Annotated in this window: 17 protein-coding genes; 7 read left to right on the top strand and 10 right to left on the bottom strand. The window is 62.6% G+C overall.

Going from position 1 to position 22761, the window contains the following annotated elements:
- Position 1 precedes the first annotated feature (1 nt).
- Both Q8O96_RS09510 and Q8O96_RS09505 read left to right on the top strand, forming a co-directional pair.
- The gene (locus tag Q8O96_RS09510) at positions 2 to 742 is read left to right on the top strand and encodes a YciK family oxidoreductase (protein WP_102880480.1); all 741 of its coding nucleotides are present in this window, start codon (positions 2 to 4) and stop codon (positions 740 to 742) included.
- Between the two features lie 368 nt (positions 743 to 1110).
- Entirely contained in the window at positions 1111 to 2037 is a 927-nt protein-coding gene (locus Q8O96_RS09505) for a GGDEF domain-containing protein (RefSeq protein ID WP_102860843.1), read from the top strand.
- A 100-nt stretch (positions 2038 to 2137) separates the two neighbouring features.
- Here the strand turns inward: Q8O96_RS09505 and Q8O96_RS09500 are convergent, their stop codons facing one another.
- From Q8O96_RS09500 to Q8O96_RS09470, 7 genes are all read right to left on the bottom strand, one after another.
- On the bottom strand, positions 2138 to 2890 hold the full coding sequence (locus Q8O96_RS09500) for a TenA family transcriptional regulator (RefSeq protein ID WP_222933806.1): 753 nt from the start codon (positions 2888 to 2890) through the stop codon (positions 2138 to 2140).
- A gap of 77 nt (positions 2891 to 2967) precedes the next feature.
- Positions 2968 to 5427 carry an EAL domain-containing protein gene (locus Q8O96_RS09495; protein WP_102860841.1) on the bottom strand — a complete coding sequence of 820 codons (2460 nt, stop codon included), beginning with the start codon at positions 5425 to 5427 and terminating at the stop codon, positions 2968 to 2970.
- 207 nt (positions 5428 to 5634) lie between these two features.
- Positions 5635 to 7455: an ABC transporter ATP-binding protein gene (locus tag Q8O96_RS09490; protein WP_305948707.1), complete on the bottom strand. Its 1821-nt coding sequence runs from the start codon at positions 7453 to 7455 to the stop codon at positions 5635 to 5637.
- A complete protein-coding gene (locus Q8O96_RS09485; protein WP_170003873.1) occupies positions 7448 to 8050 on the bottom strand; it encodes a DsbA family protein in 603 nt (200 codons plus the stop codon). The genes Q8O96_RS09490 and Q8O96_RS09485 overlap by 8 nt, the downstream gene beginning before the upstream one ends.
- 36 nt (positions 8051 to 8086) lie before the next feature.
- Positions 8087 to 9028, bottom strand: coding sequence for a rhodanese-related sulfurtransferase (locus Q8O96_RS09480; RefSeq protein ID WP_102880484.1), 942 nt, complete (start codon positions 9026 to 9028; stop codon positions 8087 to 8089).
- 104 nt (positions 9029 to 9132) lie between these two features.
- Positions 9133 to 9432 (bottom strand): BolA family transcriptional regulator, encoded by a 300-nt coding sequence (locus tag Q8O96_RS09475; protein ID WP_102860837.1) that lies wholly within the window; start codon positions 9430 to 9432, stop codon positions 9133 to 9135.
- Between the two features lie 12 nt (positions 9433 to 9444).
- A complete protein-coding gene (locus Q8O96_RS09470; RefSeq protein WP_102860836.1) occupies positions 9445 to 9960 on the bottom strand; it encodes a DUF2059 domain-containing protein in 516 nt (171 codons plus the stop codon).
- A gap of 193 nt (positions 9961 to 10153) precedes the next feature.
- On the opposite strand from Q8O96_RS09470, the gene Q8O96_RS09465 reads away from it, so the two are divergent.
- Complete coding sequence (locus Q8O96_RS09465) at positions 10154 to 11548, top strand: class II fumarate hydratase (protein ID WP_102860835.1); 1395 nt, start codon at positions 10154 to 10156, stop codon at positions 11546 to 11548.
- Between the two features lie 72 nt (positions 11549 to 11620).
- On the opposite strand, the gene Q8O96_RS09460 is transcribed toward Q8O96_RS09465, so the two are convergent.
- The 3 genes from Q8O96_RS09460 to pap form a co-directional block, all read right to left on the bottom strand.
- Positions 11621 to 12580: a DMT family transporter gene (locus Q8O96_RS09460; protein ID WP_102860834.1), complete on the bottom strand. Its 960-nt coding sequence runs from the start codon at positions 12578 to 12580 to the stop codon at positions 11621 to 11623.
- 162 nt (positions 12581 to 12742) lie between these two features.
- Positions 12743 to 13927, bottom strand: a complete 1185-nt coding sequence (locus Q8O96_RS09455; protein ID WP_102860833.1) for a thiolase family protein — start codon at positions 13925 to 13927, stop codon at positions 12743 to 12745.
- 103 nt (positions 13928 to 14030) lie between these two features.
- Complete coding sequence (gene pap, locus Q8O96_RS09450) at positions 14031 to 15554, bottom strand: polyphosphate:AMP phosphotransferase (protein WP_115580659.1); 1524 nt, start codon at positions 15552 to 15554, stop codon at positions 14031 to 14033.
- A 148-nt stretch (positions 15555 to 15702) separates the two neighbouring features.
- Between pap and mnmC the strand changes: the two genes are divergently transcribed.
- From mnmC to Q8O96_RS09430, 4 genes are all read left to right on the top strand, one after another.
- Positions 15703 to 17679: a bifunctional tRNA (5-methylaminomethyl-2-thiouridine)(34)-methyltransferase MnmD/FAD-dependent 5-carboxymethylaminomethyl-2-thiouridine(34) oxidoreductase MnmC gene (mnmC, locus tag Q8O96_RS09445; protein WP_305948706.1), complete on the top strand. Its 1977-nt coding sequence runs from the start codon at positions 15703 to 15705 to the stop codon at positions 17677 to 17679.
- A gap of 203 nt (positions 17680 to 17882) precedes the next feature.
- Positions 17883 to 19655: an N-acetylglutaminylglutamine amidotransferase gene (locus Q8O96_RS09440; protein WP_305948705.1), complete on the top strand. Its 1773-nt coding sequence runs from the start codon at positions 17883 to 17885 to the stop codon at positions 19653 to 19655.
- Between the two features lie 3 nt (positions 19656 to 19658).
- Entirely contained in the window at positions 19659 to 21404 is a 1746-nt protein-coding gene (ngg, locus tag Q8O96_RS09435; protein ID WP_305948704.1) for an N-acetylglutaminylglutamine synthetase, read from the top strand.
- Positions 21405 to 21531: 127 nt separating this feature from the next.
- Positions 21532 to 22716, top strand: a complete 1185-nt coding sequence (locus Q8O96_RS09430) for an osmoprotectant NAGGN system M42 family peptidase (protein ID WP_102880490.1) — start codon at positions 21532 to 21534, stop codon at positions 22714 to 22716.
- The last annotated feature ends 45 nt before the right edge of the window (positions 22717 to 22761 follow it).

The raw sequence follows: 22761 nt of genomic DNA, 5'->3' as shown, positions 1-22761 counted from the left end.
TATGTTTGATTATTCCGCTCGCCCTGAACTGCTCAAGGACCGGGTCATTCTGGTCACCGGCGCCGGGCGTGGCATCGGCGCCGCCGCCGCCAAGACCTTTGCCGCCCACGGCGCCACTGTACTCTTGCTGGGCAAGACCGAAGCCAACCTGACCGAGGTCTACGACGCCATCGAAGCGGCTGGCCACCCCCAGCCAGTAGTGATTCCGTTCAACCTGGAAACCGCCCTGCCGCACCAGTACGACGAACTGGCAGCGATGATCGAGACCGAGTTCGGCCACCTCGACGGCCTGCTGCACAATGCCTCGATCATTGGCCCTCGCACGCCGCTGGAGCAGTTGTCGGGGGAAAACTTCATGCGAGTGATGCAAGTCAACGTCAACGCCATGTTCATGCTGACCAGCACCCTGCTGCCCCTGCTCAAACTGTCCCAGGATGCTTCGGTGGTGTTCACCTCCAGCAGCGTCGGCCGCAAGGGCCGGGCCTATTGGGGCGCCTACGGCGTGTCCAAGTTCGCCACTGAGGGTCTGATGCAGACCCTGGCCGATGAGCTGGACACTGTGGCGCCGGTCCGTGCCAACAGCATCAACCCGGGCGCCACCCGTACCAGCATGCGTGCCCAGGCTTATCCGGGCGAGAACCCCAGCAACAACCCGACACCGGAAGAGATCATGCCGGTCTACCTGTATCTGATGGGCCCGGACAGCACCGGAATCAACGGCCAGGCTTTCAACGCACAGTAACCCTCTCCGTTCGTCGCGACAGAATACTGTCGCGACGCCTTGGCAAGCCCAATCCCCCACGGGTTTCAAGCCAAACAAATGTCAGCCAAGGTAAGTCGTGCTCCCGCACACTCACCAACCATTTGAATTCAAACAAGTTTTATTCGTATGAACCGAATGGCACGAGTTTCGCTCTAACAACACTCAACCCACGGTGCATTGACGCTGCGGGAAACGGCTTGTGCCGAGGGCTTTATAGCCAAAGGCGAAGCGGCCTAAAATGTGCGCGATTGTCCTACGGGACTGAAGGAACAGTATGACGCGCAGCTCAGAGCCGCTCTCACCCAGGCAGAAACACCGTAATTAGTGCTCAGGGGGCTCAAGCTCAAATGAAAACACCGACCCAGACCAACGCAATTGACTTCGATAGCGCCAAATTGCAACGCCTGGGCTTTGGCCAACAGACACCGCTGATCAAACAGCCCGTCAGCCTCGGACAATTGCGCCAACAACTGGGACTGCAACTGCAAACCAGCCTTGAGCCGCAACGCATCCTCGGCCTGTTCTTTCGCGAAGTGCAACGCCTGGTCCCCCTCGACGCCCTCCATTACCAGCACCCACTCAGCGACCTGCGCCTGGAGTTCGGCCAGCGCGGTCACCACTCCATCAGCTACAACCTGAGCCACGAAGGCGAGTCCATGGGCGAGCTGGTGTTCCGCCGCAGCCAACGCTTCAGCGAGACCGAACAGGGTTACCTGGAGTCGTTGCTCTCAACCCTGCTGTACCCGATGCGCAACGCTTTGCTGTATCGCGCTGCAACCCGCAGCGCCCTGCGCGATCCGTTGACCGATACCGGCAACCGGATCGCCATGGACCAAACCCTGCAACGGGAAATCGAGATGGCTCGCCGCCACTCACTCCCACTGTCACTGCTGATGCTGGACATCGACCACTTCAAGCGCATCAACGACAGCTACGGCCACAGCACTGGCGACGAAGTGCTCAAGGCCGTTGCCGCCTCGATCAAGGGGCAACTGCGTAATGTGGACATGGTCTTTCGCTTTGGCGGGGAAGAATTCCTGATCCTGCTCTCCAACACCGGGCGCGACGCAGCGGCGATGGTGGGCGAACGGCTGAGAAATGCCGCCCAAGCCCAGGAATACCAGGCTGACGGCAAACTGATCGAACTCACCGTCAGCCTGGGCTGTTCGACCCTGTTGCCGGGTGAGTCCGCAGAGAGCCTGTTGCGCCGCGCCGATAGCGCGCTGTACGTGGCCAAGCGGGAAGGACGCAATCGGCTGGCAATGGCGGGCTAGGTAGCAGGCCTCGCACTTGTATATCAATCACGGGCAACTCCACTGCCTCAGGCAACCCTTGCCCATGACAATCGACCTGCCCGTAAAGCCCCCGCCCGACTTACCCTTCAGCCAGCGCTAGGCGCTCGCGAGTCACTGTGGTTTTTTCCTGCTGCATGCAGCGCTCCAGGAACAGGTACATATAGTCATAGCTCTTGCAGATGGCCTGGCGCAGCTCAACTTGCAGGGCCTTGCTCGGATTCAAACCCGCCAGCGTGACGATAATTTCCAGGGCTTCCCAGGGATGAGCATCATCGTACTGGGCATGCATCTTCAGCCACTTCATCGCGCGCTTGCGGTCTTCTTCCGGGAACGCAGCGGCATAGACGCCGCTGGAACAGACCAGGGCCGACCATTCGCCCGTCGCCCCTTCAATGGCGTAGTTGGTTGCAGCGATCGCCACGATCAGCGAATCCGCCGAACTGGTGTGCCAGCACCAGTGACTCAAGGCATGCAGCTCCGGTGGCACTTGCTGAGCTTGCAAATCCTCCAGGGTCACACCATGGGCCCGACTCCAATGCACCCAGTAATCGGCATGATTGAGTTCGACCCGAATGTTGCGCATCAGCCAGCGACGTGCCATGTCTTCGCCAGGGTGACGGGCAAAACGGGTCTTGGTCAGGTTCTGCGCCATATACAGGGCGAACTGTTCAACCACAGGCCAGCCGCCGATCAGGTACTGACGCATGACTTTGGCACTGAGTTTGTTGTCACGCATGCGCTGATACAGCTCATGCTCCACCACACGGCGCTTGCTCTCGCTGCAGTCCCGGATCAATTGCTGAGTCCAGGCGGGGTAGCTGGCAGCTTCCATGAGCGGGCCGGTTCGGTTGAATGTGTCGATCACTGTCGGGCTCCTTTTGATTGTGATATGCGGATCCAAAAGAGGTTTCAACGGAACGTGCCGGGCGCCTTGAACAACAGCGGCTGTGGCCGCACGGGTCGACACTGTAAGCTGTCACAGGTGAATAATTGCGGACGTTCAACAATGTAGCCTTGAGCATAATCCACGCCGATCTCAAGCAGGGCCTGCTCGATCTGCGGTGTTTCAACAAACTCGGCAATCGTGCGCTTACCCATGACATGCCCGATGTGGTTGATCACCTCGACCATGGCGCGGTTAATCGGGTCGTCCAGCATATCCTTTACGAAACTTCCATCGATCTTGAGGAAGTCTACAGGCAAATGTTTGAGATAAGCGAACGACGACATTCCCGCACAAAAGTCATCCAGGGAAAAATGGCAGCCCAAACCCTTGAGTTCATTTATAAAACGGATCGCACTGCCCAAATTGGCAATTGCACTGGTTTCAGTAATTTCAAAACAGATCATCTTCGGCGGTACGCCATAGACCACGAACTGCTCTCGCAGGAAGTCGAGAAACTCGTCGTCGCCAATGGTGGTACCCGACAGATTGATCGCACACATCGCCATTGGTCCTTCCCGGCCCTCGGCAATGCACTGGGCGATGATCTTGAATACGTTCTGTACCACCCAGCGGTCCAGAGAGGTCATCAGGCCGTAACGCTCCGCCGCCGGAATGAAGCTGTCCGGCAGGATCATCCGGCCGGCCTCGTCGTGCAGGCGCAGAAGAATCTCGATGTGCCCACCATCATGCTCGGTACGACCTAGGGCGGTGATTTCCTGGGAATAGAGGCAGAAGCGGTTTTCCTCGAGGGCCATGTGCAGCCGCTGAACCCAGGCCATCTCGCCAAATCGCAGGGACAGTTCTGAATCGTCGGCATGATAGACCTGCACCCGATTGCGACCTTTCTCCTTTGCCATGTAACAGGCCATATCCGCTGCCCGCAACGACGCCTCAAGCGTGGTGGGAGTCTGGGCGATATGCACCAGCCCAATGCTCACGGTGGTCACGAATGGCCGGCCCTTCCAGACAAAATGCAGGTTCTGCACAGTCTGACGCAGCCCTTCGGCAATCTTCTCCGCCGCCTCCGGCGAGCAGTTCTCCAGAAGAATCCCGAACTCGTCCCCGCCCAATCGCGCCAGGGTGTCACCTTCGCGCAGCCCCGACTGCAGCAACGCGCAGATGTGCCGCAGCAACTCATCCCCAGCCGCATGGCCACAGGTGTCGTTGACCAGCTTGAACTGGTCCAGGTCCAGAAACATCAGCGCATGCCTGGCGGGCTGGCGGATCAAGCCGTGCAACGCCTGCTCCAGGCGGAATTCGAACTCCCGGCGATTGGCCAGGCCGGTCAAGGCATCGTGGGTCGCCTGCCAGGACAGATTGGCGATGTACTGCCGCTCCTGGGTCATATCGTGCAACACCAGTACCGTGCCACTGACCTTCCCGGCATTGCGGATCGGCGCACCCACCAGGGTCACCGACACCGTACTGCCATCCAGGCGCTGGATCAGCTTGGAATGCTCGCTGCCGCCACTGAGCTGGCCACTGAGGATGTGTTCGATCAGAGTGAAGCCGTCGGCCTGGGCGTTTTCGTCCAAGAGATTGAACAACGCCGCCAGGGGCAACCCCACCGCTTGCTCGGCCTTCCAGCGAGTCAGTTCTTCCGCCGCGGGGTTCATATAGGCAATAGCGCCCTCGACATCCGTGGTGATCACCCCGTCACCAATGGACTGCAAGGTGATCTGGGCGCGCTCCTTCTCCAGTTGCAACGCGTCGGCAAAGGCATGCCGCTGGGCCAGCAGCTTGTGGGTACGCAGCAAGGCCAGGGCAATCAGGATCAGCGCTGTGGCCAGGTTGGTCACCAGCAAGAGGCGCAGGATCACCCGCGAGCCTTCCCCCAAGGCATCGCTGAAGGCCTTGGCCGCCGGCGTGACTCCATCGTTGATAGCAAAGATCTGACTCTTCCAACGTTGCACGTCGGCTTCGCTGGCACTGTTGCTGCCGATCCCCTTGTGCATCTCTCGGGCTACCGTATCGAGCTGCAGCAGGTAGCCGTCGCCCACGGTCCACAAATCGATGGCCTTTTCCAGATAGCTGAAATGTCGGAAGTTGAGGTACAGCCAGATCAGGCTAGGAACGTCATCCGGGTGATTGCCGCCCTTGAGAATCCCCAGGCGCGCCGCCTCAAGATCCGGCGGCTGGCTATCCAGGGCCACCCGCAACTCATGCCCGCCCTGGGGTACGGCTATGGCGTTCTGGTACTTGAGGAAGGTGCCTTCGTCACGGCTGTCGGCGTACAGATTGAGGTAGTAGATGGCGTCTTTCTGGCCTTTGGACCACAAGCTCTCACCGGCAACATAGCCACGCACTGCCGACAGGACATACAGGCTGAGGCCGCCCAACAGCGCTTGAAATAACACCACGGCGATAAAGGGCCAGACGATGCCCAACAACCGCGGCGTTGCGAAAGTCCGCTTTTGCTTCATGAGGGTCCTTGCTTGCGCACTGCCAAATGAACACCCAGTAGTCCCGACTCAGACAGCACAGATTAGGCGAATTTCCATAGCTCCGACGCAGGCTGGGCAGCGTCCGGGGCGAACCTTCACGGGGAAACGGCCGCTCTCTCAAGCCGAAGCGGTTATTCCACCAGGAAATTCAAGCACTAAACACAGAAACCCGGACAAAACTCAAGACTATCGAACCTGCTGCAAATGCCCGTATAGCTTGGCATAAAGGCCGCCATCAGCAATCAGCTGCTGATGGTCGCCATCTTCGGCGATCTGCCCGCCATCGAACACCAAAACCCGGTCAGCCTGTTTAACCGCCGACAGGCGATGAGCAATGATCAGCGTAGTCCGCCCACGCAGAAAACGCGTCAAGGCTTGATGCAGGTTGTACTCGGTGGCTGCGTCCAGAGCGGACGTGGCTTCATCAAGAATCACCACCTTGGGTTCGGCCAGTACCATCCGCGCAATAGCCAGGCGCTGGCGTTGCCCACCGGAAAGACGCACACCTGAGCGCCCGACCACACTGTCCAGGCCCTGGGGCAGCGCCCTGACGGTGGGTTCGAGCTGTGCAATTTCCAGGGCCTGCCAGCAAGCGCTATCACTGCGCTCACGGCCCATGGTCAGGTTGGCGCGAATCGTATCGTTGAACAAGGCAGGATGCTGCAGCACCACGGCGACGTGATCCCGTACCGTTTCCAGGCCGATTTCCTGCTGAGTGGCACCGCCAAAGCGGATCACCCCGGTCTGCAGCGTATACAGCCCCAGCAACAGCTGCACCAGGGTACTCTTGCCCCCACCACTGGCACCGACAATAGCCACCTTTTCACCAGGCGCAATCGACAGATTCATGTTGTCCAGCACCCGCTCATCGCCGTAGCCGAAGCTCAGGCCGCGGACCTCGATGCCGACGGTTTCGCGCCCCTGGAACGGATCCACGCCACCGCTGTACTGCGGCTCATCGGCCCGCGCCAGCAACTCGTTGATCCGGGTCAGGGCCCCGCCCGCGGCGTAATAGGCGTATTGCAGGTTCAGCAACTGCTCCACCGGGCCGATCATGAACCACAGGTAGCTGAACACCGCCAGCATCTGGCCGATGGACAGGTCGGAGAACAGCACTGTGAGCATCGCCGCCGCACGAAAAATGTCGATACCGAACTGGAACAGCAAACCACTGGCCCGGCCCGAGGCGTCGCTTTTCCACTGCGAGGCCACGGCGTAGTCCCGAACCTCCTCGGCACGCTGGCCCAAGCGTCCAAGAAAGTAGCCCTGGCGGTTGCTGGCGCGGACCTCCTGGATCGCCTCCAGGGTCTCGGTCAGGGCCTGGGTGAAACGCGAAGTGCTGTCATTTTCCAGCTTCTTCAGGTGCTTGACCCGCTTGCCCAGTTGCACCGTGGCAAAAATCACCAACGGGTTGAACAGCAGAATCAGCAGCGCCAGCTTCCAGTGCATCCACATCAGAATGCCGGCCGTACCCACCAGGGTCAGCATGGCCACCAGGAATCGGCTCAGGGTTTCACCGACAAACTTGTCCACCGTGTCCAGGTCGGTGACCAGATGCGTAGTGACCGTGCCTCCCCCCAGGCTTTCGTACTCCCCCAGGGAAATGCGCTTGAGCCGTTCGATCAGGCGCACGCGGATCCGATAGACGATGTCCTTGGCCAAACCGGCAAACAGCCGCGCCTGGACCACGTTGAACACCAGGGCGGAGCAACGCAGGATCAGGGTGATCAACAGCATCAACCCGATATAGCCCGCCGCAGTTTGCCAGCCATCGGGCAATAGGCGGTTCATCACTTGCAATGCGCCATCGCCATGGCCCAGCAGCACCTCGTCCACCAGCAACGGCAGCAACAGCGGAATCGGCACACTGCACAGGGTCGCCAGCACGGCCACCCCATTGGCAATCCACAGCGACTTTCTATGTTGCAGGGCCAGGCGACGGATTTCCCCCCAGCTCAAACGATCTACGGTTTTACCGGTGGGGCTTGAATCGACTGAATCAGGCACAGGCGGCGCGCTCCAACCAGCGTCCCAGCAACGGCGACAACTCGCTCAGCGGCTGATAGCCGTTGGTCAGCAAGGCCAACTGGCCGTTGCGTTCCGCCAGCAAGGTGGGAAATCCGGCGATCCCCAGGTCCTGGACCCAAGTAAAATCCGCCGCCGTGGCGGCATGCTGCTCGGCGCGATCGAAGGCTTCGGCGAACTCGATCCGAGGAACCCCGGCCTGCTCCGCCAACTCCACCAGCACACTGGCCAGGGTGACATCGCGGCCTTCGACATAGAACGCCCGCTGGATCAACCCCAACAGTTTCCAGGCACAGTCCGGAGCCAGGCTGCGAGCAGTGACGATGGCGCGACAAGCCGGCTCGGTGTCATAGACAAAGCCATCGGGCAAGGCACCCTCGAAGGTGAACGGCTGGCCGGTGGCCTGATGCACCGCCTGCCAGTGTTCAAGGATGTAGCGCCGGGTATTGGGCTCCAGTGCCGCCCCGCTGCCGGTGCGCAAGCCGCCCACCACCAGATGCAACTCGACTCCGGCGGCCTGGGCCTGCTCCGCCAGGGCCTGGGCCACGGGCGCAAAGCCCCAGCACCATGAACACATCGGGTCCATCACATAGAGCAGGCGGGCAGACATGGCTCAAGCCTCGGAAGGTGATTGCTTGTAGTTGTAACCAATCGGGTGCGGCAAGTTGCGGGCCTTGGCCAACTCAATCTGTTTCTGCCGATCGATGGCGCTGCGGCGAGTCTTCTCGCTCAGCTTGTCCCAGCAATGAGGGCAACTGATGCCCGGCACATAGTGCTCGGAAGCCCGATCCTCGACGCTCACCGGAGTACGGCAGGCATGACATTGATCGTAGTCGCCTTCGCTCAGGTCGTGGCGCACAGTGACCCGGTTATCGAATACAAAGCAGTCGCCCTGCCATTTGCTCTCTTGCTGCGGTACCTCTTCGAGGTACTTGAGGATCCCGCCCTTGAGGTGGAACACCTCGTCGAAGCCTTCACTGAGCATGTAGCTCGACGCCTTCTCGCAACGGATGCCACCGGTGCAGAACATCGCCACTTTCTTGTGCTTGCTCGGGTCGAAGTGGGCTTTGATGTAGTCCGGAAACTCGCGGAAGCTGGTGGTCTTGGGGTCGATGGCGCCTTCGAAGGTGCCGATGGACACTTCGTAGTCGTTACGGGTGTCGATCAGCAGCACTTCGGGATCGCTGATCAGGGCGTTCCAGTCCTGAGGCTCGACGTAAGTACCGACCTTCTTGTTGGGGTCCACGCCGGGCACACCCAGGGTGACGATCTCTTTCTTGAGCTTGACCTTGGTGCGATAGAACGGCTGCTCGTCGCAATACGACTCTTTGTGATCGATATCCACCATGCGTGGATCGTTCTTCAGCCAGGCCAGCAGCCCGTCGATGCCTTCACGACTGCCAGATACCGTGCCATTGATGCCTTCTTCGGCGATCAGCAGGGTGCCCTTGATGCCGTTGTCGAGCATGGCCTGCAGCAGGGGCTCGCGCAGGCTGACGTAATCTTCGAGGGTGACGAACTTGTACAGTGCCGCCACGACAATGGGTTGTGTCATGGGAAATCTCTCCAGGTGGCTACCCTCGTAAAGGGTGAACCGGATGCAAAAAAAAACGCGCCGGCATAAGCGGCGCGTTGCGGATTCTATCAAAAAAACCGCGATTAATGCTTACTGCCTCCGGCGCAGGTCGGCGAAGCCGGAGCCACACCGATCTTCGACCATTCCTCGGGTGTGTAAGTGTGCAGCGCCAACGCATGGAACTGGCCCATCAGCTCACCCAGGGTGGCGTAGACCTTCTGATGACGCTTGACGCTGTTGAGGCCGGCGAACTGCTCGCTGACCAGTACCGCCTTGAAGTGAGTTTCCAGGCCACGGCTGTGCATGTGGCTTTCATCCAGCACTTGCAGGTGCTCGGGCTGCAAGGCCCCGAGCGCCGTTTCGATACGTTGTTGCATGGTCATTGCAGGCTCCGCTTACTTCTTCTTCGCCGGAGCAGCCTTAGGCTCGAGCTCGGCGGTCATGTCGGCCAGCAGCTTGTTCACCACCGGTACCGCGCTTTCCAGCTTGGCCTGGGTCATCTGCGCCGATTGCTGAGTCAGCTGAGGCATTTTTTCCAGGACTTTCTTGCCCAGTGGCGACCGGTAGAACGCTACCAGTTCCTTGAGCTCTGACTCGCTGAAGTTGCTGGTGTAGAGCTTGACCATGTCCGGCTTCAGCTTGTTCCAGCCAATGGCCTGGTCCAGGGCCGCGTTGGCCTTGGCCTGGTAGGTTTCCAGCAGGGCGCGTTTGGATTCCGGGGCTTTGGTCTGCTCAAAACGCTGGGCAAACATTTGCTGGACTTGCATGTACACCGGCGTACCGAGCTTGTCCGCATGGGCCAGGGTCAGGAAGGCCTCGGCACTGGCGTTGTGGCTGGCGGTATCGGCAAGAACCTGGCCGCTGGCACACACCAGAACAACCGCGGTACAGATGGCACGAAAACGGGTCATCGAGTTTCCTTTATCTAGCAGGCGAGGTAGAACCCCAAGGGCGCCCATTCTGCGCCTATTAATCCGCGTCCCTCAACCCCACCCCCTGGCGCCCCCTGGTTTTGCCCGGGCGGCGGGCGGAAAACCCCTTCCACGGAACCCGAGCCGCAGATCAGGGCCTAAACTGGCCAGTCAGACTTGGAGGAATGCCACGATGAATCGAATCGAAACCGACAGCCTGGGCCAGGTTGAAGTCCCGGAACAAGCCTATTGGGGCGCACAGACCCAACGTTCGCTGGTCAATTTCGCCATCGGCAACGAGCGCATGCCTCTATCCGTGCTGCATGCCCTGGCCCTGATCAAGAAAGCCGCCGCCCGAGTCAACAATCGTAATGGCGACCTGCCCGCCGACATTGCCCGGCTGATCGAACAGGCCGCCGACGAAGTACTGGCCGGCGAGCATGACGACCAGTTTCCCCTGGTGGTGTGGCAGACCGGCAGCGGCACCCAGAGCAACATGAACGTCAATGAGGTGCTGGCCGGCCGGGCCAACGAACTGGCGGGCAACCCACGCGGCGGCAAGTCCCCGGTACACCCCAACGATCACGTCAACCGCTCGCAAAGTTCCAACGACTGCTTCCCGACCGCCATGCACATCGCAGCAGCCCAGGCCGTGCAGTTCCAGTTGCTGCCAGCGATCAGCGAACTGTCCGGTGGCCTGGCCGAGCTGTCGGCCCGGCACATGAAGCTGGTGAAAACCGGCCGCACCCACATGATGGATGCCACTCCGATCACCTTTGGCCAGGAAATCTCTGCCTTTATCGCCCAACTGGGATACGCCGAACGAGCCATCCGCAGCGCCTTGCCTGCGGTGTGCGAGCTGGCCCAGGGCGGTACTGCCGTGGGCACCGGACTGAACTCGCCCCACGGTTTTGGTGAAGCCATCGCCGCCGAACTGGCCGCCCTTTCCGGCCTGCCCTTCGTCACCGCCCCCAACAAATTCGCCGCCCTGGCCGGCCACGAGCCGCTGACCACGCTGTCCGGCGCGCTGAAAACCCTTGCCGTGTGCCTGATGAAAATCGCCAACGACCTGCGCCTGCTGGGCTCTGGCCCGCGAGCGGGACTGGCGGAGGTCAAGCTGCCGGCCAACGAGCCGGGCAGCTCGATCATGCCCGGCAAGGTCAACCCAACCCAATGCGAAGCCCTATCGATGCTGGCTTGCCAGGTGATGGGCAACGACGTGGCAATCGGCTTTGCCGCCAGCCAGGGCCATCTGCAACTGAACGTGTTCAAGCCGGTGATCATTCACAACCTGCTGCAATCGATCCGCCTGCTGGCCGATGGCTGCAGCAACTTCCAGCAGCACTGCATCGCCGGGCTGGAGCCCGATCCCCAACAGATGGCCGAGCACCTGGAACGAGGCCTGATGCTGGTGACCGCGCTCAATCCCCACATCGGCTACGACAAGTCCGCCGAAATCGCCAAGAAGGCCTATGCCGAGAACCTGACCCTCAGGGAAGCGGCGTTGGCCCTGGGGTACCTGACGGATGAGCAGTTCGATGCCTGGGTGCGACCGGAAAACATGCTGGAGGCTGGAAAACAGGGTTAGCGCAGCGTCTTTTTCGCTGGCAAGCCAGCTCCTACTGCCACACTTCTGTAGGAGCTGGCTTGCCAGCGAAACTCACCCCGCAGCGATCCGCTGCCGTCGGGCGCGCAATCCCGCCATCAGCGACGGCCCCAACGCCGTCAAGGCCGACCCCAGTACCACCAGCAGCGCCCCGCCATAACCCAGGCCATTGATCTGTTCGGCGTGTACATACTCTGGCCAGAGCCAGGCCGCCCAGGCCACCGCGGCAAAGGTCACCAGGGGCGTGATTGCCAGGGTCGCACTGACCCGCGACGCCTCCCAATGGGCCAGGGCTTCGGCAAAGGCGCCATAGGCGATCAGGGTATTCAGGCAACAGGCCAACAACAGCCAGCCCTGCAACGGGCTCAGTTCCAAGGCTTCCAGCGGATGCGCCCAAGGCGTCAGAAGCAAGGCACAGAACAGGTAGATCACCATCATCACCTGCAAGGAATTCCACACGCTCAACAATTGCTTCTGGCCCAGGGCATAAAACGTCCAGACCGCCGAAGCCGCGAGAATGGTCAGAACTCCGGCGGTGTAGTCACTCAGGGAGGTCAGCAGCTCGGTCAGGCGCTGATTGAAGAACAGCCCGAAACCGAGCAACAGCACCAGCAGTCCCAGGCCCTGCCCCAGACTGAAGCGCTCCTTGAACACAAAGACACTGGCGATCAGCAACAGGATCGGGCCCATCTGCACCACCAGTTGCGCCGTGCCCGGGCTCAGCAGGTTCAGGCCCATCAGGTACAACACATAGTTGCCCACCAGCCCCAAGACCGAAATCGGCACCAGCCACACACCCTTGGGACCGAGCGCGCGCCAGCGCGGCAAACGCCCCACCGCCGCCAGATAGAAAAACAGACAGCCGCCGGACACCAGCAGGCGAAACCAGGTCACGGTCACCGGGTCCATCACCAGCAGCACTTGCTTGAGCTTGATGGGCAGGATGCCCCACAACAACGCGGTCAATAAGGCGAGGAACAAGCCATAAACCCAACGACCGGACGAGACATGCATGCGAACCCCACAAAGCCTGACGAGCAAGGTCCACATTCTAGGCCCGGGCCAGGGGCCGACACAGAGACAGTTGGCAGCAAAGCGCAAACACGATTGTGCCGGTCGTAAACAGCACAAGCCGTCCCCCATAGGGGCCGGCTTGGTCGGTGATGCACTAGAAACCTAACGGACTGCCTCAAACAACCCGGTGGCGCCCATGCCGCCCCCCACGCACATGGTGACGATGCCATACCGCAGGTTGCGCCGCTGCAACTCACGCACCAGATGCCCCACCTGACGGGAACCGGTCATGCCAAACGGGTGGCCAATGGCAATCGAACCGCCATTGACGTTGTACTTGGCGTTATCAATCTCCAGCCGGTCGCGGGCATACAGGCACTGGGACGCAAAGGCCTCATTGAGTTCCCACAGGTCGATGTCATCCACCGTCAGCCCCTTGGCCTTGAGCAGCTTGGGCACCGAGAACACCGGACCGATACCCATTTCATCAGGCTCGCAGCCGGCCACGGTAAAGCCGCGGAAGAACGCCTTGGGCTTGAGTCCCAGGGCCAGGGCCCGCTCCAGGCTCATCACCAGGGTCATCGAGGCACCATCGGACAGCTGCGAAGAGTTGCCCGCAGTGACCGAACCATCCTCGGCAAACACCGGCTTGAGCGCTGCGAGATTCTCCAGAGTGGTGTCGGGGCGGTTGCAGTCGTCACGATCCACCACGCCGTCAACCATCTGCACCTGTCCGGTGTTCTTGTCCTCGACCTTGTACTTGACCGTCATCGGCACAATCTCGTCGCTGAACAGGCCATCAGCCTGGGCCTGGGCGGTACGTTGCTGGCTTTGCAGGGAGTAGAGGTCCTGGGCCTCGCGGCTGACGTTATAGCGCCGGGCGACCACTTCGGCGGTCTGGCCCATGGGGAAGTAGATGCCCGGCACCTGCTCCTTGAGCAGCGGGTTGATCAGGTTGTCGGTATTGACGCTCTTCATGGTCAGGCTGATGGACTCGACGCCACCGGCGACGATGATGTCGCTGCAGCCGGAGGCGATCTGGTTGGCGGCGATGGCGATCGCCTGCAGGCCTGAAGAACAGAATCGGTTGAGGGTCATGCCCGCGGTGCCAGTGCCCAGAGCCGAGAGCACGGCAACGTTGCGACCGATATTGAAACCCTGGGCGCCTTCATTGGAGCCGGCGCCGACGATGCAGTCCTCGACACTGGCCGGGTCGATGCCGTTGCGGGCGAGCAGCGCATTGACGCAGTGAGCGGCCATGTCATCCGGACGGGTCTGGTTGAACTTGCCGCGAAAGGACTTGGCCAGGCCAGTCCGCACGCTGTCGACGATCACCACTTCACGCATGACGCACCTCACTGTTGTTGGCGGCAGGAAAGAGCATCGAGCATAGATCCCCCTCCTCGCCCACCGCGACAATCATTCACTGGGCGTATGCGCGACCATCGGTCTACTTCTTGTCCTTCTTCTGTTTCTTGTCGTGCTTGTCGGAACGCTCGAACGCGGTCTCCAGGGCCCGATTGATGGTGCGCAGGACCTTGACCCGTGCCCAGCGCTTGTCGTTGGCCTCCACCAGCGTCCAGGGCGCCACTTCGGTGCTGGTCCGGTCCACCATGTCGCCGACAGCGGCACGATAGTCACCCCACTTGTCGCGGTTGCGCCAATCGTCCTCGGTGATCTTGAAGCGCTTGAAGGGAATCGCCTCCCGTGCCTGGAAGCGCTCCAGTTGGGTGTCCTTGTCGATGGCCAGCCAGAACTTCACCACGATCACCCGGGCATCGGCCAACTGCTCTTCGAAGTCGTTGATCTCGCTGTAGGCCCGCAGCCAGTCAGTGGGCTGACAGAAACCCTCGACCCGCTCCACCAGCACCCGCCCGTACCAGGAACGGTCGAAGATGGTGAACTTGCCGCGCGCCGGAATATGCCGCCAGAAACGCCAGAGGTAAGGCTGCGCCCGTTCATCTTCAGTGGGTGCGGCAATCGGCACGATGCTGTACTGGCGCGGGTCGAGCGCCGCTGCGACGCGGCGAATGGCGCCGCCCTTGCCGGCCGCGTCGTTGCCTTCGAACACTGCCACCAGGGCATGCTTGCGCATGCGCTTGTCCCGCAGCAAACCGGCCAGACGCGCCTGCTCGGTAATCAACTGTTCCTCGTAGTCGTCCTTGTCCAGGTGCTGGGTCATGTCCAGGCTGTCCAGCAGACTCAGTTGATCCACCGCTGTCGGCAACGGCGCGGCGTTGACCTGGGTCGACTTCAATGGCTGACGGCTCAAGGCATTCTGCAATCCTTCCAACAGAATCCGGCCCACAGTGAGGCTGCGGTAATGCGGATCGACGCCCTCGATCACATGCCAGGGCGCGTAGTCACGACTGGTGCGGCGCAACACCCGCTCGCCGTACTTGACGAACTTGTCGTAGGTTTGCGACTGCTGCCAGTCCAGCGGGCTGATGCGCCAGCTGTGCAGCGGGTCATCCTGCAAGGACTTGAGGCGGTCCTTCATCTGTTTCTTGGACAGGTGAAACCAGAACTTGAAGATCAACGCGCCTTCATCGCAGAGCATCTTTTCCAGGCGTTCGGCGCCATTGATTGCCTGGTCCAGGCGCGGGTCCTTGATCTGGCCATGCACCCGGCCCTGGAGCATCTGGCTGTACCAGTTGCCGAAAAACACCCCCATGCGCCCCTTGGCCGGAAGCATCCGCCAGTAACGCCAGGCCGGTGGCCGGGACAGTTCCTCGTCGGTCTGCTGGTCGAAGGTGCGCACCTCGATCAGCCGCGGGTCCATCCATTCGTTGAGCAGCTTGACCGTCTCGCCCTTGCCCGCGCCCTCGACACCATTGATCAGCACGATCACTGGAAACTTGGCCTTCTGCCGTAGCTCGAACTGGGCTTCGAGCAAGGCCTCGCGCAGGGCCGGCACCTCGGCATCGTAGGTTTCTTTGTCGATGGCGTGACCGATTTCAGCGGATTCGAACATGGGTGGCTCCCTTCCAAGAATTGTCCAAGACTAGCGGATGGACCTGCGCCAAGGAAAACAAATCCCTGAACCCGCCGCGGCTTGCCGTGGATCAGGCACGGGGCCGGTGATCGGCTAGAATGGCCGCCTTGCGCCAAACGAGCCGAACATGACACCTGAACTGCCCCACGCCCAGCTCGACTGGGACGACCAAGGACGCCCGCGCTCGCGGGTCTTCGATGATGTGTACTTCTCCAGCGACTCGGGCCTGGATGAAACCCGCCATGTGTTCATCGAACAGAACCGCCTGCGGGAGCGCTTTGCCGCGCTCGAGGCAGGCGAAAAATTTGTCATCGGTGAAACCGGCTTCGGCACCGGGCTGAATTTTCTCTGCGCCTGGCAGTTGTTCCAGGAGCAGGCGCCGGCCACTGCCCGGCTGCATTTCGTCAGCGTGGAAAAGTACCCCCTGAGTCCGGCCGACCTGCAACGGGCCCTGGCCCTGTGGCCGGAACTGGCGGACCTGAGCCAACCGCTGCTCAAGCACTACGTCGCCGTGCACGCTGGCTTCCAGCGCATCGTGCTGGACGATGGCCGGGTCACCCTGACCCTGCTGATCGGCGATGCCCTGGAGCAACTGCCGCAACTGGACGCCCAGATCGACGCCTGGTTTCTCGACGGCTTCGCCCCGGCAAAGAACCCCGACATGTGGACCCCGGAACTGTTCGCAGAACTGGCGCGCCTGGCGGCGCCGGGCTCCACCCTCAGCACCTTCACCAGCACCGGCTGGGTACGCCGCCTGTTGAACGCGGCGGGCTTCAAGATGAAGCGCACCCCGGGCATCGGTCGCAAATGGGAAGTGCTGCGCGGCGACTTCCTCGGCTGGCCGGAAGACGCGCCGCCGCCAGCCCGAGCCAAGCCTTGGTTCGCCCGCCCGCCGGTCCAGGCCAAAACCGCGCTGGTGATCGGCGGCGGGCTGGCCGGTTGCGCCAGCGCCGCCAGCCTCGCTGCCCGCGGTTGGCAGGTGCAATTACTGGAACGCCATGAGCAACTGGCCCAGGAAGCCTCGGGCAATCCGCAAGGGGTGCTTTACCTCAAGCTTTCAGCCCACGGCACAGCACTGTCGCAGATGATCCTCAGTGGCTTCGGCTACACCCGACGCCAACTGGAACACCTGCAACGCGGCCAGGACTGGGACGCTTGCGGGGTGCTGCAACTGGCGTTCAATCCCAAGGAGGCCGAACGCCAGGCGCAGTTGGCCGCGGCCTTCCCCACCGACCTGCTGCGGCGGCTGGATCAGCCAGAGGCCCAGGCCCTGGCCGGCATCGGCCTGGACCACGGCGGCCTGTTCTATCCCGAAGGTGGCTGGGTGCATCCGCCCGCCCTGTGCCAGTGGCAGGCCAAGCATCCGCAGATCCGGCTCCTGACTCATCAGGACGTGCTGGAGTTACGCCGGGTCGACCAGCAATGGCAAGCCTGGGACGGCGAACGGATGCTGGCCAGCGCAGCGGTGGTGATCCTTGCCGGTGCCGCCGAAATCAAACGCTTCCCGGCCAGCGCCGAATTGCCCCTCAAACGTATTCGCGGGCAGATCACCCGCCTGCCACAAACCGAGCACAGTCAGAGCCTGGCCACCGTGGTCTGCGCCGAGGGTTACGTCGCTCCGCCGCGACTGGGCGAGCACACCCTGGGCGCCAGCTTCGACTTCAAGAGCCAGGACCTGACGCCGACCACTGCCGAACATGCCGGTAACCTTGCGATGCTGCGGGAAATTTCCAGCGACCTGCTGCAACGCCTGAACGCCGAGCAGTTGCCCCTGGACCGCCTGCAAGGCCGCGCGGCCTTCCGCTGTACCAGCCCGGACTACCTGCCCATCGTCGGTCCTCTGGCGGACCCGGAAGCGTTCGCCGACACCTACGCCGCCCTGGGCAAGGACGCGCGCCAGGTGCCGGACCTGCCCTGCCCCTGGCTCGACGGCCTGTACATCAACAGCGGTCATGGTTCTCGCGGGCTGATCACCGCGCCGCTGTCAGGCGAACTGCTGGCCGCCTGGCTGGAAAACGAGCCGCTGCCACTGCCCAGGAGCGTGGCCGAAGCCTGCCATCCCAATCGCTTCGCCCTGCGTCGCCTGATTCGCGGCCAGGCCTGAAGCAGAGCGGCGGCGCTGATTTTTCAGCGCCGCCCATGACCGCTAGCCAGCACGACCGACTCCATCCAACAGCCCGCCCTCGCTCAACTACTTATAACCGATCGGTCTAAAACTCCCGAGTTATGCACAGGTCAGTTTCCAGGTAGCCGCCCTTTTGGCGACTGCAGATTGACTCTCCCCAACGGAAAAACCGGTAAGGACTTATGTGCGGATTAGCTGGCGAATTACGCTTTGATCATCAACCTGCCGACCTGGCAGCGGTTGAACGAATCACTCATCACCTGGCCCCCCGTGGCCCCGACGCCTGGGGCTTTCACAGCCAGGGCCCAATCGCCCTCGGCCATCGGCGGCTGAAAATCATGGACCTGTCGGATGGCTCGGCGCAGCCCATGATCGACAACCAGCTGGGGCTGTCCCTGGCCTTCAACGGCGCGATCTACAACTTCCCCGAACTGCGCGCCGAACTGGAAGCCCGGGGCTATGCCTTCCATTCCGGCGGTGACACCGAAGTGCTGCTCAAGGGCTACCACGCCTGGGGCGCCGACCTGCTGCCCAAGCTCAACGGCATGTTCGCCTTCGCCATCTGGGAGCGCGATGCCCAGCGCCTGTTCATCGCCCGCGACCGCCTCGGGGTCAAGCCTTTGTACCTGTCGCGCACCGGCCAGCGGCTGCGCTTCGCCTCAGCCCTGCCGGCCTTGCTCAAGGGCGGCGACATCAACCCGATCCTCGACCCGGTGGCGCTCAATCACTACCTGAACTTCCACGCCGTGGTGCCGGCGCCACGCACCTTGCTGGCGGGCATCGAGAAACTGCCACCGGCCACCTGGATGCGCATCGAAGCCGACGGCCGCAGCGAACAGCAGACCTGGTGGTCCCTGCCCTACGGCCCCCGTGCCGACGAAGCCCGGCTGACGCTGGAAGACTGGACTGACCGAGTGCTCGAAAGCACCCGCGAGGCGGTGGCCATCCGGCAACGGGCGGCGGTGGATGTCGGCGTGCTGCTGTCAGGCGGTGTCGATTCCAGCCTGCTGGTAGGCCTGCTGCGGGAAGTCGGGGTAGACGACCTGTCGACCTTCTCCATCGGCTTCGAGGATGCCGGCGGCGAACGCGGCGACGAGTTCCAGTACTCGGACCTGATTGCCCGCCACTACGGCACCCGGCATCACCAGTTGCGCATCGACGAGGGCGAGATCATCGACCAGTTGCCGGCGGCGTTCCGCGCCATGAGCGAACCGATGGTCAGCCACGATTGCATCGCCTTCTATTTGTTGTCCCGAGAAGTGGCCAAGCACTGCAAGGTGGTGCAAAGCGGCCAGGGCGCCGACGAACTGTTCGCCGGCTACCACTGGTACCCGCAGGTAGACGGCGCCAGCGACCCGTATGCCGCCTACCGTGCGGCCTTCTTCGATCGCAGCTACGACGACTACGCGGCCACCGTACAGCCGCAATGGCTGACGGCACGCGACGCCGCCGGCGACTTCGTCCGCGAGCATTTCGCCCAACCCGGCGCCGACGCGCCTGTGGACAAGGCCCTTCGCCTGGACAGCACGGTGATGCTGGTGGATGACCCGGTCAAACGTGTGGATAACATGACCATGGCCTGGGGCCTGGAGGCGCGCACACCGTTCCTCGACTACCGCCTGGTGGAGCTGTCGGCCCGGGTGCCGGCGCGCTTCAAGCTGCCGGACGGTGGCAAGCAGGTGCTCAAGGAAGCGGCGCGGCGGGTGATCCCCAGCGCGGTCATCGACCGCAAGAAAGGCTACTTCCCGGTGCCGGGCCTCAAGCATTTGCAAGGCGACACCCTGAACTGGGTGCGTGAACTGCTGCTGGACCCGAGCCAGGATCGCGGCCTATTCAACCCGGCCATGCTCGATCGCCTGCTGACCGATCCCCAGGGCCAACTGACGCCCCTGCGCGGCTCCAAGCTGTGGCAACTGGCGGCCTTGAACCTGTGGCTCAGCGAACAAGGAATCTGACCGATGAAAGCTCACGCCACGGCTTACAGCCAACGCCTGCTGCGCGGCCAGGCGCCGTCCTATGAACGTCTGCAAGCGCGCTTTGCCGAAGACGGCAGCGAACCCGGCAATGAACCCATCGCCGTGCATTGCGGCTGGGGCCGACTGCTGATCGGCCATACCTTTCCCAACCCCACCCGCCTCGCCGAGGAGTTGCTCAACGAGCGTCCCGGCGAGCGCGACATCGCTCTGTATGTGGCGGCGCCGCAACAGGTGCTCGGGCTGGAACCGGCGCAACTGTTCCTTGACCCTTCCGATACCCTGCGTCTGTGGTTCAGCGACTATCGCCAGGCCACCCGGGTGTTTCGAGGCTTCCGTATCCGTCGGGCCCAGAGCGAATCGGACTGGCAGGCCATCAATCAGCTGTATCAGGCCCGGGCCATGCTGCCCATCAATCCGAAGCTGCTGACTCCGCGCCATCAGGGCGGTCCGGTGTACTGGCTGGCCGAGGACGAAGACAGCGGCGCGGTGATCGGTAGCGTCATGGGCCTGAACCACCACAAGGCCTACCAGGACCCGGAGCACGGCAGCAGCCTTTGGTGCCTGGCGGTGGACCCCGATTGCAGCCGCCCGGGCGTGGGCGAAGTGCTGGTGCGGCATCTGATCGAACACTTCATGAGCCGCGGCCTGAGCTATCTGGACCTGTCGGTGCTGCACGACAACCGCCAGGCCAAGAACCTCTACGCCAAGCTGGGCTTTCGCACCCTGTCGACCTTTGCCATCAAGCGCAAGAACGGCATCAACCAGCCGCTGTTCCTCGGCCCCGGGCCCCAGGCGGACTTCAACCCCTATGCACGGATCATCGTCGAGGAGGCCCATCGCCGTGGCATCGATGTCCAGGTGGATGACGCCGACGCCGGGCTGTTCACCCTCAGCCACGGCGGGCGCCGGGTGCGCTGCCGGGAATCCCTGAGCGACCTGACCAGTGCCATCAGCATGAGCCTGTGCCAGGACAAGAGCCTGACCCACAAGGTGCTCAAAGAGGCCGGCCTGAAGCTGCCCGCCCAGCAATTGGCGGGCAACGCCGACGACAACCTGGAGTTTCTCGACGAGCACCAGCGGGTGGTGGTCAAGCCGTTGGACGGAGAACAGGGACAAGGCGTGGCCGTGGATCTGAGCACAATTGAAGAGGTGCAGCGCGCCATCGACCAGGCCCGACGCTTTGACAGCCGAGTGTTACTGGAAAGCTTCCACGAAGGGCTGGACCTGCGCATCCTGGTGATCGGCTTTGAAGTGGTGGCTGCGGCCATCCGCCGTCCCGCCGAGATCATCGGCGACGGTCGGCATTCCATTGGCGCCTTGATCGAGGCCCGCAGCCGCCGACGCCAGGCGGCCACCGGCGGCGAAAGCAAGATCCCCCTGGACGCGGAAACCCAGCGCACCCTGCATGCCGCCGGTTACGACTACAACAGCGTGCTGCCGGCCGGCGAGCGGCTGTTCGTCCGGCGCACCGCCAACCTACACACCGGCGGCACCCTGGATGACGTCACCGGCATTCTCCATCCGACCCTGGCCGACGCCGCCATCCGCGCGGCCCGGGCCCTGGACATTCCGGTGGTCGGCCTGGACCTGCTGGTGCCGGCAGCAGACCAGCCGGACTACGTGTTCATCGAAGCCAACGAACGCGCCGGGCTGGCCAACCACGAACCGCAGCCCACCGCCGAGCGCTTTATCGATCTGCTGTTTCCCCACAGCCAACCGGCGCCTTGATCCTTCGCCGGCCAGCCGGCCCCTGCCCCATTGGTAGGAGCTGGCTCGCCAGCGAAGGCGCCCCCCCAGGCCCTCCATCCATGCCCTCATCGAAACCATCGATGGCCTTTTTTCATCAGGAGTTTCCATGACCCGCCCGATTCCCCAACCGGACCTCGCCTACCTGCAGAAAGTCCTCCTGGAAATGCTCGCCATTCCCAGCCCCACCGGCTTTACCGACACCATCGTGCGCTACGTTGCCGAACGCCTGGAAGAACTGGGCATCCCCTTCGAACTGACCCGGCGCGGCACCATCCGCGCCACCCTCAAGGGCCAGAAGAACAGCCCCGACCGGGCCGTCTCGGCGCACCTGGACACCATCGGCGCCAGCGTCCGTGCGGTGAAGGACAACGGCCGCCTGACCCTGGCCCCCGTAGGCTGCTGGTCCAGCCGCTTTGCCGAGGGCAGCCGGGTCAGCCTGTTCACCGACAACGGCGTACTGCGCGGCAGCGTGCTGCCGTTGATGGCCTCCGGCCACGCCTTCAACACCGCGGTGGACGAGTTGCCCATCAGTTGGGACCACATCGAACTACGCCTGGACGCCTACTGCACCACCCGCGCCGATTGCGAATCCTTAGGTATAGGCGTGGGCGACTTTGTCGCCTTCGACCCGCTGCCGGAGTTCACCGAAAGCGGCCACATCAGCGCCCGGCACCTGGATGACAAGGCCGGCGTCGCCGCCCTGCTGGCAGCGCTCAAGGCCATCGTCGACAGCGGTGAAAGCTTGATGATCGACTGCCACCCGCTGTTCACCATCACCGAGGAAACCGGCAGCGGTGCGGCGGCGGCCCTGCCCTGGGACGTCAGCGAATTCGTCGGCATCGACATCGCCCCGGTCGCACCGGGCCAGCACTCCAGTGAGCACGCGGTGAGCGTGGCCATGCAGGACTCCGGCGGCCCTTACGACTATCACCTGTCCCGGCACCTGCTGCGTCTGGCCGCCGAGCACGAACTGCCGGTGCGCCGCGACCTGTTCCGCTACTACTTCAGCGACGCCCATTCGGCCGTGACCGCCGGCCATGACATTCGCACGGCGCTGCTGGCCTTCGGTTGCGACGCCACCCACGGCTACGAACGCACCCACATCGACAGCCTGGCGGCGCTCAGCCGCTTGCTCAGCGCCTATATCCTCAGCCCACCGGTGTTCGCCAGCGATGCACAGCCGGCCCAGGGCTCCCTGGACCGTTTCAGTCATCAGCTGGAACACGACACACAGATGGAAAGCGACACTCGGGTGCCCTCGGTGGACAGCCTGGTGGGCAACAAGTCCTGAACCGCGACCCGGGGTTTGTGCGCGCTACAACTGGCGGCACACCCC

The organism is Pseudomonas sp. LPH60 (assembly GCF_030718165.1).
In the GTDB taxonomy this organism is placed as follows: Bacteria; Pseudomonadota; Gammaproteobacteria; order Pseudomonadales; family Pseudomonadaceae; genus Aquipseudomonas; species Aquipseudomonas danubii.
This window is presented reverse-complemented; position numbering and strand designations above follow the sequence as displayed.